This is a genomic window from Coleofasciculus sp., from assembly GCF_046539235.1.
Classification (GTDB): Bacteria; Cyanobacteriota; Cyanobacteriia; order Cyanobacteriales; family Coleofasciculaceae; genus Coleofasciculus.
In genome coordinates, this window is sequence record NZ_JBKHHI010000179.1 from 1 (window position 1) to 12,495 (window position 12,495).

Sequence of the window (12,495 nt, forward strand, 5' to 3'; positions counted from 1 at the left end):
CCAATTGAGATCCCCCGGTTAAGGATAAGTTTCGCGCTTCAACGGTGATATCGCCTCCATCCCCTACTGCTGTTGAATTGACCGCCGTGCTAATGTTACTAGCATTGGCAAGTGAAATAGTCTCCCCAGCCTTTACTGTGACATTTCCCCCATCCCCTTGACCCGCCGTGATACTGAAAATGGCACTATTATTATTAAGCGAGATTGAGTCATCTGCCTGAAGTAAAACATTTCCTGCATTTCCCTGACCAAAAGTAGCGGTATCGATAAAAGAAGCGTTGGTTAAAGAAATGGCTTGAGCATCAATTGTAATATCACCCCCCTTGCCGACTCCTCCGGCTTCTAACGAAGTAAAGAGGCGGCTGTTGTCAAGTGAAACTAAGCTATCACTGAGAATAGAAATATTTCCAGCATTTCCTGTACCTAAAGCCGTTGTTGCGAGTTCAGTATTTGTTAAAACAACCGATGCTGCATTAATTCGGATATTACCACCACTACCCTTAAAGGCATTACTGATAATCAAGCTATTTTCCAACTCAAATGTAGCAGCCGGACTGGTTAGGGTAATATTACCTCCCCTAGAACCTGAAGCGTCAATACGCGGGGAGTCACTTTCAGAGGTAGGATTGATCGTAATTTTACCGTTAGTTGTCGTGAGAGCGATCGCACCTCCATTACCTGTAGTAAAGTTACCAAAGATCACACTATTCGGAGAAGATCTGAGACTCTCTGTAGAGATGTCACCCCCTGCGGTGAGGCGAATCGCCCCCCCATTGCCAAAAAAGGAGGAGGAGTCTATAGGGGCTGTAGAGATCTTGTCCCCTGCACTCAAGGTGATATCTCCACCATTTCCAGAAAAAGAAGAGGAGTCGAGAACGGTTGTGGAGATATTGTCCCCTGCACTAAACGCGATATCTCCCCCATAATCAGCACCCGATGCGTTGACTGATTCTGTGGAGATATTACCACCTGCGCTAAACGTGATCGCTCCCCCATCAGCAGAACCCGATGCGTTGACAAATGCTGTGGTGATGTCTTCATCTGCACTGAAGGTGATATCTCCTCCGTTACCCAAAGAAGCGGAGGACTTAATCTCTCCTGAGAAGATATTACCGCCTGCTGTTAAGGCGATATCTCCGCCATTTCCTCGACTAGAACCAACGTCTATCAATGCTGATGAGACGATATTACCGCCTGCGGTGATCGTAATATCTCCTCCATTACCATCTATAGAGAAAGAATCTAATGTTTCTGTAAACTTGGAGTCTATCTTAGATGTGGAGAAAATATTACCGCCTGCGGTGATGGTAATATCTCCCCCATTACCGCCACTAGAGGAGGAATCTATGGCGGTGAAGAAAATATTACCGCCTGCGGTGATAGTAATATCTCCCCCATTGCCACGACTAGAAAAGGAGTTTAAATACTCTGTCGTGATGTCGCCACCTGCACTTAGGGTAATGATTCCCCCATCACCAGCAGAAGAAAAGGAACGCATAAAACCTGTAATCATGTCGCCCCTGGAGGTCAAAGTAATCGTTCCCCCTGGCGCGGTTAGAGAACCCGTACTCGTCACTTGATTTCCAGATAAAGCCAGAGTTTGTCCAGACTCTACCTCTAAATTTCCCCGATTAGTAATATCTCCAACAGGTAAAGTTCCCCACTGTAATCCGGGTGTGATTGTCATGGTCAACAACGGCGGTGCTAGGGGATTGGTGGCGCTAAACTCACTGCCATCAGGAAACGTAAACTTATTCGCTGTAGACGCGACAAAGGAACCACCAATATTTAACTGGGCATTCTGCCCAAAAAGAATCCCATTTGGATTAATTAAAAATATATTTACCGTCCCATTTGCCCGAATCAACCCATCAATATCTGAAATCTTAGAACCTGTCACCCGGCTAAAAATAGTCTCAATCGGCAAAGCATTGTTAAAAAATGCCTCACCCCCCGTCTGTACAGAAAACTCTTCAAAACTATGAAATAAATGAACCCCTCGAACCGTTCCCCCCTCAATTAAGCAAACTGGACATCCCCTCACCTGGGACTGTGTAGGAAGTGTAGTATCGGATACAATTTGAGCTGAGACTGGACTAAAACTTATAAAAAAACCACAAGCCAGACTGCTAAAAATTGAAACCTGAAATGTAGCCTGTACCATAGCCGCTAAACGATAAGGGAACGAGGCTGAGATTATTCGCTTCGCGAAGAATACTATATTATATCAAATCCGCTTAATTAATCCCCTTGATCCCTTGGATACTTTTTCCTTCTACACCTTCTGCCCTCTGCCTTGGAGACTTCTACCTTGTCCCGACCAAAAGGGGATAGTTAAACTGAAGTTCCCCTTTGACAAATCGCTACACTGTACGATTTGAGGGGGCTAAATTGCTAAAATGCTTATGCAGTAGGGGTTCAGTCCCCTGTAGTACATATGGACTGGGGCTTTCACCATCGCTCATGCTGTAAAAGGTATTGTCGCCTAAGGGAAAAACATTTATTATTTGAGAATGATAATCATTTTAAGCGGCGTATGGTAACAACTCAAGCCTCCAGTACCATTCCGGTTACTGTTCTCACCGGCTATCTCGGTGCAGGGAAAACCACCCTGCTTAACCACATCCTCACCTACGAACATGGCAAGAAAGTCGCCATCATCGTCAACGAGTTTGGAGAAGTCGGTATTGATAACCAATTAGTGATTGATACCGATGAAGAAATCTTTGAGATGAACAACGGGTGCATTTGCTGTACCGTCCGAGGGGATTTGATGCGGATTATCGGGAACCTAATCAAGCGGCGGAACAAGTTTGACCATTTGGTGATAGAAACCACGGGACTGGCTGACCCCGCCCCCGTGATTCAAACCTTTTTTATTGATGAAGATATGCGGCAGCAACTGCTTTTAGATGCGGTGGTAACGGTGGTGGATGCCAAGCATATTTGGCAGCATTGGGAAGCAGATGAGGCGCAAGAACAGATTGCCTTTGCTGATGTAATTTTGATTAACAAGACAGATTTAGTTTCCCCGGATGAGTTAGATGAGTTGGAGAAGCGAATACGGGGGATGAATGCTCTAGCAAAAATTTACCACACCCAAAACTCTGAGTTAGGCATGGAGGCGTTATTGGGTGTGAAAGCCTTTGATCTCAATCGTGCTTTGGAGATTGACCCCAACTTCCTCAGCGAAGATGCTCATGAACATGATCAGTCGGTTCATTCCTTTGCTTTGGTTGAATCAAAACCTGTGGATGGGGAAAAACTGAATAATTGGCTCTCGCAATTGTTACAAACCAAGGGGCCTGATATTTTCCGGATGAAGGGAATTATCAACATAGCTGGAGAAGACCAACGGTTTGTCTTTCAGGGGGTACACATGTTGTTTGATGGTCGAGGCGATCGCGCCTGGAAACCTGGAGAACCCCGCAAAAGCGAACTGGTGTTTATTGGTCGCAATTTAGAGGAAGCGAAGCTGAGAGAGGACTTTAGAGCGTGTCTGGTATAGGGATTACCCAGAAAAATCTATTAGAACAACAGTGGCGTAGGCAACTCTCGGAGTATGTCACGGCTGTGGCTTGGTCAGTTGATGGCTGTTTAGCGGTAAGTTCGGCGGCGGGGGAGGTTCTGCTGTGGGATGGGGGGAATGGTGACTCCCGCTTAATTCTTGGTTCAGACGACACAGGTGAACAGTCGATTGATTGTCTGGACTTTTCTCCCGATGGGCAATTTTTGGCAGCCAGCGGACAAGATGGTGGGGTGAGAATTTGGCAGGTGAAGCCCCAACTGCAACTGATCACGACTCTCAATAATGCCCCCAAATGGGTTGACCACCTGGGTTGGAGTCCCAAGGCTAACCAATTGGCATTTAGTTTGGGGCGTTATGTTCAAGTCTGGGATGCGGCTGAACAAGAAACGATGATCACATTACCTTTTGACTCGTCCTCGGTATTGGGAATGACTTGGCATCCTCAAGGACAGCATTTAGCGATCGCGGGTGATCAGGGTGCTAAGGTTTGGGATAGCCGGAATTGGAATGATGACCCTGATCTTGTTAATATGCCGGCGGCGAGTGTGGCGATTGCTTGGTCACCGGATGGCAAGTATCTCGCTTCTGGTAATCTCGATTTAACGATCACGGTAGTGCAGTGGGGTCATCCTCATCCTTGGGTGATGCGGGGATTTCCCGGCAAAATTCGTAACTTGAGATGGTCAAAATCCATGTCAAATACTGCACCATTGTTAGCGGCGTCCAGTGGTGAGGGGATTGTGATCTGGAAAAAACAAACGGATGATCGTCAGGGTTGGGATGCACGGGTTTTAGATCTGCATACTGAAATCGTCCAGGATATCGCCTTTCAACCCCAGAGTTTGCTGTTAGCTTCAGCGAGTAATGATGGCTGGATTTGTCTGTGGCAAAAAGCCAAACACATTGCCCAAATTTTGAACGGTGCTACCCAGGGTTTTTCTTGTCTGGCTTGGCATCCTGGGGGACGTCAATTGGCGGCTGGCGGTCAAAATGGGGAGGTTTTAGTGTGGTCAGAATCCCAGCGGGGTAAAGGATTTGGTTAATTAGGGTTTGCTGAATAAGAAACATGTAGATGACATGTACATGTAGAGACGTAGCATGCTACGTCTGGAAAGCTGGCAAAGAGAATAAATAATCAAAAAATGACAATAGTAATGGATTTATTTTCTCGTACTGACCAACAAACCAATCCCGAAAAAATCCAGCAAATTAAACACTGGATTTATGAGGTTTTTGAGATTAATGAAAAAATTTCCGTGTCTCTGAGTCAATTGCGCTGTACTGAACCGGGATGTCCACCCATTGAAACCGTTATTGCCATCTTGGACAAACCCCAGCGACAGTATAAAATCCACAAACCTATTGCAGAACTAGAACAGATTGACATTCACAACTTGCTAGAGAAATCGTAAATCTTGAGAATATCCATGAAAACAAAACAACTTATTTCTCTAGGTTTAATCACTGCCACAAGTGTAACCGTAACCATTTTAGCCGCACCACCCGCTCAAGCGATGCACATTATGGAAGGTTTTTTACCCGTAAACTGGGCAATTTTCTGGTGGATAATCTTCCTGCCTTTTTTCGGGCTGGGATTACGTTCTATTAATCAGATCACAAAAGACTATCCCGAATTAAAACTGCTGTTGGCTTTAGCAGGTGCTTTTACCTTTGTCTTGTCGGCGTTAAAAATTCCCTCGGTGACAGGTAGTTCTTCCCATCCTACAGGTACAGGACTTGGTGCTGTATTGTTTGGTCCCTTAACTATGACTGTTTTGGGGAGTTTTGTCCTTCTCTTTCAAGCTTTATTATTAGCTCATGGGGGGTTGACAACCTTAGGCGCTAATGCATTTTCTATGGCAGTTGTTGGTCCGATTGTGGCCTATGGTTTGTATCGTTTAGTGATCCAAGTCAGTTGCAGACAAAGCTTTGCCATATTTCTCGCCGCCGCCGTCGCTAATTTAATCACCTACGTTGTCACGTCTCTACAGTTAGCCCTGGCATTTCCCGCACCAGAAGGCGGTATTGTCAGCTCATTTATCAAATTTGCTGGTATTTTCGCCGTCACCCAAATTCCCCTGGCGATTAGTGAAGGATTGTTAACGGTTTTAGTTTAGAATTGGCTAGTTACCTATAGCCAAGAGCAATTACAACTATTAAAGCAAATCAAACCGAAATCACTATGAAACGACAAATAAAAAGCTGGAATAATTGGTTGTTAATTTCCGGCGTAATCCTTCTCGCGATTATCCCCTTACTTGCCATTCGAGATTCTGAATTTAGCGGTGCTGATGGACAAGCCGAAGCCGTGATTGGAGACATTCAGCCTGAGTATGAACCGTGGTTTGAACCCTTGTTAGCACCTCCAGGTGGTGAAACTGAATCGCTTTTATTTGCCTTACAAGCTGGGATTGGTGCGGGAATAATCGGTTACGCGATCGGTTTATATCGAGGAAAAACTGAGCGCAATTCTAAGTTAAAATAGGTGGAAAAGATGAAAGTTAGCGGCGGTAATTTTCATTTGTCCTTCGTCCTTAGTCATTTGTTATTTGTTTTATTGACATTTTATCAGGTAAACTTAGTCAAAATCAGGGCATTACCAAATCAGGAAAAATGTACCATTGCTCCCCCGGCTTTCAGACGTTCCGGTGGAACGTCTCTACAAACCTTGCTCACCACAATACTGATTCAGCAAACCCTGCTTAAATGAGATCATGACTCTACCCATTGATACCCTTTCTTATAACAATAATCTGAGAACCCTACCCCCAGAGCAAAAATTACTGTTTGCTTTAGTCGTTTTAGGAATTGCGCTCATCGCTTCCCCTCTAACTCAAGTTTTGATTATTCTCTGGCTGGCAATTTGGACAATGGGTTATGCCAAAATTCCTATCCAATCTTATTTAAAGCTTCTGGGTGTGAGTAGTCTATTTTTGGGCATGGGTTTGCCAGCATTAATGATTAACATGATCGGGGCGAACCAAATCGATTTAGTTGCCAGTGATCAACTCGGAGGTATTCAGTTAGGGGAGTTATATTTCTATCTCAGTCACAGTGGTTGGCAAGAAGCGGTCACAATTTTTATCCGATCTTTGGCTTGTATCTCATGCTTACTTTTTATGCTGCTGACTATTCCATTTGTCGAAATTGTGCAAACCCTACGTCGTTGCCAACTCCCTGAAACGATCGGTGATTTGCTGATGTTAATGTACCGCTTTGTTTTTATTCTGCTCAACACAGTGATTGAGTTACAATTAGCCCAACAAGCCAGAGGAGGATATCGCACTTGGACATTAGCGGTTAAGAGTACAAGTTTGCTTGTTAGTCAATTGCTGCAACGGATAATAATTCGGTATCAGCAATTTTGTTTAGGGTTTGCCGCTAGGGGATTTACCGATAGATTCTATTGGTTTAATGGACAACATCGGAACTATTCCCAGCGCTATGCCTTAGAAGGAATGATTGGGTGTTTAAGTTTGTCAGGATTAGATATTTATCTGAAAATTAACTAGAATAACTGTGGATTCAACCCTTTTTACCTTATCCCCCATCCATGACCCATACATTGCTACAACTCAAAGACATCGTTTATACTTATCCAGGTCAAGATAATCCTTTGTTTCGGGGATTAAACCTTAGGATTGCTCAATCCCAAAAAACGGCGATTATAGGTCAAAACGGATCGGGTAAATCCACCCTATTTCTGTTGATAGATGGGTTACATAAAGTTCAACAAGGAAAAATTTACTGGAAAAACGAGGAATTAAAATACAACCCTAAATTTCTCAATCGATGGCGACAACGAATTGGCTTAGCCTTTCAAGATCCTGAACAACAATTAGTCGCCGGAACAGTGATAGAGGATATCGCTTATGGTTTAGCCAACTTGCAATTACCCAAAGCCGAATTTGAACAGAGACTTGATGACGCGATCGCGGACTTTGCTTTGCAGGAATTCGCTAACCTTCCCCTACACCATCTCAGCTTAGGACAAAAGCGGCGTGTTGCTTTAGCCGGTGTGATGGCATTGAAGCCAGAATTACTCCTTTTAGACGAACCTACGGCTTATTTAGATAGGAGGCAAACCCAGAATCTTATGCATGAATTAGATCGTATTCATGAGTCAGGAACCACGGTTGTTTTGGCAACCCATGATCTAGATCTTGCCTATCAATGGGCAGATTGGTTCTTGGTTCTACATCAAGGAAAATTGGTTATGGAAGGTGAGGCAGAAACTGTTTTTTCTCAAGGGGAATTAATTGCAGACTTACAAATCGGCTTGCCAACAGTATGGCAAGTTTGGCAAGCTTTACCCAAACACCTTCGTCTTTCAGGAAATACCTCTGTTCCCCGAACAGTGAGTGAACTAAAAGAGAAATTGTCAGGAAGACGCAATATCTATATCAATCCAGACGTTGATCAAACAAAGCAATTATAACCATGACTCAAATTCTTGATGCTTTGCCCCCAGATTTTCCCTCTAAAATCTTATGTGGCTATTTCAATCAGACGAGACAAGTTCAGATTGTGCGGATTGTCAATATTCCCAATTGGTACTTTGAGCGAGTCGTATTTCCTCGACAACATCTCTTATTTGAAGCTTGTTCTGAGGCTCAACTGGAAATTTATACAGGGGCAATGAGCCAGGGAATTCTTCTAGATAGAATTGGCTGCGATCGGTTATGCATTCAAAAGGAATTAATCCGATCGCCCAACAAAGACTTAAAACAAATACCAATTTTTCACCCTTCGAGCCACCAAACGTTCAACTATTCCGAGAAACCCGGTTTCTCATGAGGATGACAACAAAATATCAAGCTTTCACCCAAAGAAACCCGGTTTATTGACCGATGTCCTAACCTGTTATTGATGTTGTCAGCTTCTCGAATCCATCACCTGCTTTTGTTATCTAGATTGAGCCAAATAGATGGCTAAATCCCCCTAATTATTACTGTCAATTGCCTTAACCAATGTCATCACAAAACTCCGTGTCTCATCAGTCTAAATCAACTAACCTCCTGTTACCCAATCGCCCCAGGCGTCTGCGTCGCACACCAGTCATACGCCGGATGGTGCGAGAAACTCAGCTTAGTGTTAACGATCTCATTTATCCCCTGTTTGTTATGGAAGGCGAAAGTCATCAGCAGGAAATAATTTCCCTGCCGGGATGCTACCGTTATTCCGGGGATTTACTACTCAAAGAAGTAGAAAATGTCTTTGAGTTAGGGATTAATGCGATCGCGCTATTCCCGGTTATCCCTGAAGACAAGAAAGATGCCACCGACCAGTATCAAACGGGCTGGTGCTGACCTAATTTTGACCTACTTTGCCAAAGATATCGCCTTGATGTTGCATGGGACGTAAATATCCCATCTGCCGCTCATTGTAGTTATACCAACCGAGACTCTCATCCTAAAAGGTAACCATGATACAGACAACAAAACAAACGGAATCGGAAATAGTAAACCTTCCCAAACGAGGGATGCCTGTCACGATTATTACCGGATTTCTGGGGAGTGGCAAAACAACCTTAGTTAATCAAATTCTCGAAAATAAGCAGAATTTGAAAGTCGCTGTTTTAGTAAATGAGTTTGGGGATATCAATATTGACTCCCAGCTTCTGGTTTCTTTCGATGAAGACATGGTGGAGTTGAGTAATGGTTGTATCTGCTGTACAATTAATGATGGGTTAGTTGATGCTGTTTATCGCGTTTTAGAAAGGGAAGACCGGATTGACTATTTAGTCATTGAAACCACCGGAGTTGCTGATCCTTTACCCATTGCGATCACCTTCTTAGGTACGGAACTGCGAAACCTGACCCGGCTGGATTCTATCTTGACGGTAATAGATGCCGAAACCTTCACTCCAGAGCATTTTGACAGTGAAGCCGCGTTTAAACAGGTGGCGTATAGTGATATCGTTTTGCTGAATAAAACGGATCTTGCTGATCAGAAAAAGCTGGATGAATTAGAGAGTTATATCAGCCTAATTAAACAGGGAGCAAGGCTCATTCGTTGTCAATATGGTCAAGTGCCATTACCCTTAATTTTGGATGTGGGATTAACCCAGATAGAGAACTACCAGCAGGAGTTGGAGGAAAGCCAGCACGAGGATCATGGGCATCATTCCCATCATGATCACTCCCATCACCATCATGATCACGGATATCATTCCCATCACTTAGAAAATGATGGATTTGTTTCCCTGTCTTTCCAGAGCGATCGCCCTTTTGATGTCCACAAATTTGAGTATTTTTTGACTGAACAGATTCCGAATACTGTGTTTCGGGCAAAAGGCATTCTCTGGTTTAGTGATAGCCCTTTACGCCATATCTTTCAACTCAGCGGTCCTCGTTTTGAATTAAACGCTGAGCCTTGGTTAGGTTCACCGAAAACTCAGCTCGTCTTGATTGGGCGTCATCTCGATCTAGATGAAATCAAAACGATACTAGACAACTGTCTGGCTGAATCGGTAAAATTATAGTCAATTAATTGTTAATTGTTGGCTGAATTTCATTTCCGTTTAACTTCAATTTTGTCGTTTATCAAATCCTTCCATCATGACCTTATCTCAATCAAAGCCGATGGCGTTAAATGGTGTAATGCCATCCCTTTCAACTTCAGATCAACCCCTTGTCTCTGACGAAGAAATGAGGCAAGCTGTGCGTACTTTGTTACTGGGATTGGGAGAAGATCCAGACCGCGAAGGATTACAAGATACCCCTAAGCGTGTGGTTAAAGCTTTAAAGTTTTTGACATCGGGTTATCACCAATCCCTGGATGAATTACTCAATGGTGCAGTATTTACCGAAAATGCTAATGAAATGGTGCTGGTGCGGGATATCGATATTTTTAGCTCCTGTGAGCATCATATTCTCCCCATTCTCGGTCGCGCTCACGTTGCCTATATTCCCAATGGTAAGGTGATTGGACTGTCCAAAATTGCTCGAATTTGCGAAATGTATGGGCGGCGCTTGCAAGTACAGGAACGTCTGACGGCACAGATTGCCGATGGACTCGTGGGATTACTCAAGCCTCAAGGTGTAGCCGTAGTCGTGGAAGCGACGCACATGTGCATGGTGATGCGAGGTGTGCAAAAGCCAGGGTCTTGGACTGTGACTAGTGCGGTGCGAGGGGTGTTTGCTGAGGATGCCCGGACTCGCCAGGAGTTCATGGATTTGGTGCAACATAACCCAAGGTTTAATTAGCGTGCCTGTTCGTTAGGGGCGATCACCTAATCCTAGGAGAAAGCCCTTTTTTTAGTATTGCTGAGAATAATTCTTACTATACAATTGGTTTAGGGCGAGTCAGATCGTTCAATCCGCCAATTTGTCGTTATTCAACAGGAGGGATTTTATGACCTCTAGTGTCAAACCAGTTCGTCCCACATCTTTCACCGCTTCTGGGCGGGGAATACCTGTTACCATTATCACGGGTTTTTTGGGGAGCGGCAAAACCACGCTGCTCAATTATATTTTGCATAATCGTCAGGATTTGAAGATAGCAGTTATTGTTAATGAATTTGGCGACATTGATATCGACTCCAAACTCTTGGTATCGATTGATGAAAATATGGTGCAACTGAGTAATGGTTGCATTTGCTGCACAATTAATGAAAATCTCGTTGATACGGTTGATGCGTTAATTAACCGTGATGATCCGGTGGATTACATCCTGGTTGAAACCACGGGGGTGGCAGATCCGTTGCCAATTATGCTGAGTTTTATCACCACCGAATTACAAACGGTTACTCACATTGATTCCATATTGACGGTTGTTGATGCAGAATCGTTGACGCCGAATCACTATGATAGTGAAGCAGCACTGAATCAACTCATTTTTGCCGATATTATTCTGTTAAACAAAACCGATTTGGTTGCGCCAAAACGAATTAATCAACTAGAGGACTATATTCGTTCCCTTAAACCTGGAGCTAGAGTTCTCCAAACCCAATATGGACAGGTGTCATTACCACTGATTTTGAATGTGAACCTTAACGAGATTAGCACATATCAACGTGCAGCACCAGCCGAGCATCATTTGGCTCATGATCATCAGTCTCACCATCTGGAACATGATCAGTTTATGACAGTGTCATTTGAGAGCGATCGCGCCTTAAATCTGCCCAAATTTCAAGCCTTTATCGATAACCTACCCACCAATGTTTATCGGGGTAAGGGCATTCTCTGGTTTCAGGGGAGTCAGTTATGCCATCTGTTTCAATTAAGTGGTAAGCGATGTGATATTAAAAGTGAACGTTCTCACCCTCCTAGTTGCAATCAACTCGTTTTCATTGGACGCGACTTGGATGCCAAGCAAATTCAGAGCCAACTTAAGATTTGTCTGGCATCAGAGCAAGTGTCGGTCAGATAAATAAAAATTCTATTTTCAACATCGAGGATTATTCAAATCTTGAGAGATAATTTAGACACGAGCATTGAATTTGAAAGTAGCGAAACGGAAAGGCTTCTGGTGTTGACGTAGACGCGATCTCGATTAAAATCAAGAGTATCGGTTTGGTGGTTGCGTTTCTGCCGCGTAAAGTGGCAGAGCCTAGGCTTCTACCGTTCTAAATTGGAATTTGAAGTCAAGCCGAAATCTCCTTAGCCAGACAGCTAATAATACCATTGCACACCGACCGAATCAAGTTGGTTGGTCAATTCGATAGGTTAGGAGTTTCAACAATAAGTTCTCCATGTTTTTTGCCTCACTTCCCCTAAGAGATTAAGTTGTATTTGTTAGCCATCAGTCTTGATGTTAAACAGCCGCATGGCGTTGAGAGTCACTAACAGAGAAGACCCCATATCCTCTAAAACCGCCATTGGCAGTCCAATTACCCCCAAGGTTCCCAGGAGAATGAACGTTCCGTTCAGAACTAAAGCAATGACAATACTTTGCTGAATCACTTTACAGCACTTTCACGCCACGGTGTGGTACAGTAACAGCCATGAGCAAACCAATTTCTA

General features: G+C 43.8%; 14 protein-coding genes and 1 pseudogene. 13 read left to right on the plus strand and 2 right to left on the minus strand.

The window, feature by feature from the left end:
• A partial coding sequence (locus tag ACLFWI_RS16470) for a two-partner secretion domain-containing protein (protein ID WP_446413813.1) occupies nt 1–2,164 on the minus strand: 2,164 nt, incomplete at its 3' end.
• Between the two features lie 372 nt (nt 2,165–2,536).
• On the opposite strand from ACLFWI_RS16470, the gene ACLFWI_RS16475 reads away from it, so the two are divergent.
• The 13 genes and pseudogenes from ACLFWI_RS16475 to ACLFWI_RS16535 all read left to right on the plus strand — a co-directional run bounded on the left by ACLFWI_RS16475 (nt 2,537) and on the right by ACLFWI_RS16535 (nt 11,902).
• Nucleotides 2,537–3,508 carry a CobW family GTP-binding protein gene (locus ACLFWI_RS16475; RefSeq protein ID WP_446413814.1) on the plus strand — a complete coding sequence of 324 codons (972 nt, stop codon included), beginning with the start codon at nt 2,537–2,539 and terminating at the stop codon, nt 3,506–3,508.
• Complete coding sequence (locus tag ACLFWI_RS16480; RefSeq protein WP_446413815.1) at nt 3,496–4,572, plus strand: WD40 repeat domain-containing protein; 1,077 nt, start codon at nt 3,496–3,498, stop codon at nt 4,570–4,572. The genes ACLFWI_RS16475 and ACLFWI_RS16480 overlap by 13 nt, the downstream gene beginning before the upstream one ends.
• A gap of 99 nt (nt 4,573–4,671) precedes the next feature.
• A complete protein-coding gene (locus ACLFWI_RS16485) occupies nt 4,672–4,941 on the plus strand; it encodes a hypothetical protein (protein WP_446413816.1) in 270 nt (89 codons plus the stop codon).
• Between the two features lie 15 nt (nt 4,942–4,956).
• Nucleotides 4,957–5,646, plus strand: coding sequence for an energy-coupling factor ABC transporter permease (locus ACLFWI_RS16490; protein WP_446413817.1), 690 nt, complete (start codon nt 4,957–4,959; stop codon nt 5,644–5,646).
• A 65-nt stretch (nt 5,647–5,711) separates the two neighbouring features.
• Entirely contained in the window at nt 5,712–6,014 is a 303-nt protein-coding gene (locus tag ACLFWI_RS16495) for an energy-coupling factor ABC transporter substrate-binding protein (protein WP_446413818.1), read from the plus strand.
• A gap of 9 nt (nt 6,015–6,023) precedes the next feature.
• Nucleotides 6,024–6,239, plus strand: coding sequence for a hypothetical protein (locus tag ACLFWI_RS16500; RefSeq protein WP_446413819.1), 216 nt, complete (start codon nt 6,024–6,026; stop codon nt 6,237–6,239).
• Between the two features lie 4 nt (nt 6,240–6,243).
• Nucleotides 6,244–7,041 (plus strand): cobalt ECF transporter T component CbiQ, encoded by a 798-nt coding sequence (gene cbiQ, locus ACLFWI_RS16505; protein WP_446413820.1) that lies wholly within the window; start codon nt 6,244–6,246, stop codon nt 7,039–7,041.
• Nucleotides 7,042–7,082: 41 nt separating this feature from the next.
• On the plus strand, nt 7,083–7,967 hold the full coding sequence (locus ACLFWI_RS16510; RefSeq protein WP_446413821.1) for an energy-coupling factor ABC transporter ATP-binding protein: 885 nt from the start codon (nt 7,083–7,085) through the stop codon (nt 7,965–7,967).
• A gap of 2 nt (nt 7,968–7,969) precedes the next feature.
• Entirely contained in the window at nt 7,970–8,326 is a 357-nt protein-coding gene (locus ACLFWI_RS16515) for a DUF1830 domain-containing protein (RefSeq protein ID WP_446413822.1), read from the plus strand.
• A 173-nt stretch (nt 8,327–8,499) separates the two neighbouring features.
• A pseudogene (locus ACLFWI_RS16520) lies at nt 8,500–8,811 on the plus strand (porphobilinogen synthase); the annotation flags it as partial.
• Between the two features lie 143 nt (nt 8,812–8,954).
• Entirely contained in the window at nt 8,955–10,013 is a 1,059-nt protein-coding gene (locus ACLFWI_RS16525; RefSeq protein ID WP_446413823.1) for a CobW family GTP-binding protein, read from the plus strand.
• Between the two features lie 76 nt (nt 10,014–10,089).
• Nucleotides 10,090–10,737 carry a GTP cyclohydrolase I FolE gene (gene folE / locus ACLFWI_RS16530; RefSeq protein WP_446413824.1) on the plus strand — a complete coding sequence of 216 codons (648 nt, stop codon included), beginning with the start codon at nt 10,090–10,092 and terminating at the stop codon, nt 10,735–10,737.
• A 148-nt stretch (nt 10,738–10,885) separates the two neighbouring features.
• Entirely contained in the window at nt 10,886–11,902 is a 1,017-nt protein-coding gene (locus ACLFWI_RS16535; RefSeq protein WP_446413825.1) for a CobW family GTP-binding protein, read from the plus strand.
• Between the two features lie 365 nt (nt 11,903–12,267).
• On the opposite strand, the gene ACLFWI_RS16540 is transcribed toward ACLFWI_RS16535, so the two are convergent.
• A complete protein-coding gene (locus ACLFWI_RS16540) occupies nt 12,268–12,435 on the minus strand; it encodes a hypothetical protein (protein WP_446413826.1) in 168 nt (55 codons plus the stop codon).
• Nucleotides 12,436–12,495 lie beyond the last annotated feature (60 nt).

Excerpts from the sequence above, each read along its gene's own strand:
- ACLFWI_RS16475 (WP_446413814.1), top strand. The coding sequence starts at position 2,537 with ATGGTAACAACTCAAGCCTCCAGTACCATTCCGGTTACTGTTCTCACC.
- ACLFWI_RS16485 (WP_446413816.1), top strand. The coding sequence starts at position 4,672 with ATGACAATAGTAATGGATTTATTTTCTCGTACTGACCAACAAACCAAT.
- ACLFWI_RS16490 (WP_446413817.1), top strand. The coding sequence starts at position 4,957 with ATGAAAACAAAACAACTTATTTCTCTAGGTTTAATCACTGCCACAAGT.
- ACLFWI_RS16495 (WP_446413818.1), top strand. The coding sequence starts at position 5,712 with ATGAAACGACAAATAAAAAGCTGGAATAATTGGTTGTTAATTTCCGGC.
- ACLFWI_RS16500 (WP_446413819.1), top strand. The coding sequence starts at position 6,024 with ATGAAAGTTAGCGGCGGTAATTTTCATTTGTCCTTCGTCCTTAGTCAT.
- cbiQ (WP_446413820.1), top strand. The coding sequence starts at position 6,244 with ATGACTCTACCCATTGATACCCTTTCTTATAACAATAATCTGAGAACC.
- ACLFWI_RS16510 (WP_446413821.1), top strand. The coding sequence starts at position 7,083 with ATGACCCATACATTGCTACAACTCAAAGACATCGTTTATACTTATCCA.
- ACLFWI_RS16515 (WP_446413822.1), top strand. The coding sequence starts at position 7,970 with ATGACTCAAATTCTTGATGCTTTGCCCCCAGATTTTCCCTCTAAAATC.
- ACLFWI_RS16525 (WP_446413823.1), top strand. The coding sequence starts at position 8,955 with ATGATACAGACAACAAAACAAACGGAATCGGAAATAGTAAACCTTCCC.
- folE (WP_446413824.1), top strand. The coding sequence starts at position 10,090 with ATGACCTTATCTCAATCAAAGCCGATGGCGTTAAATGGTGTAATGCCA.
- ACLFWI_RS16535 (WP_446413825.1), top strand. The coding sequence starts at position 10,886 with ATGACCTCTAGTGTCAAACCAGTTCGTCCCACATCTTTCACCGCTTCT.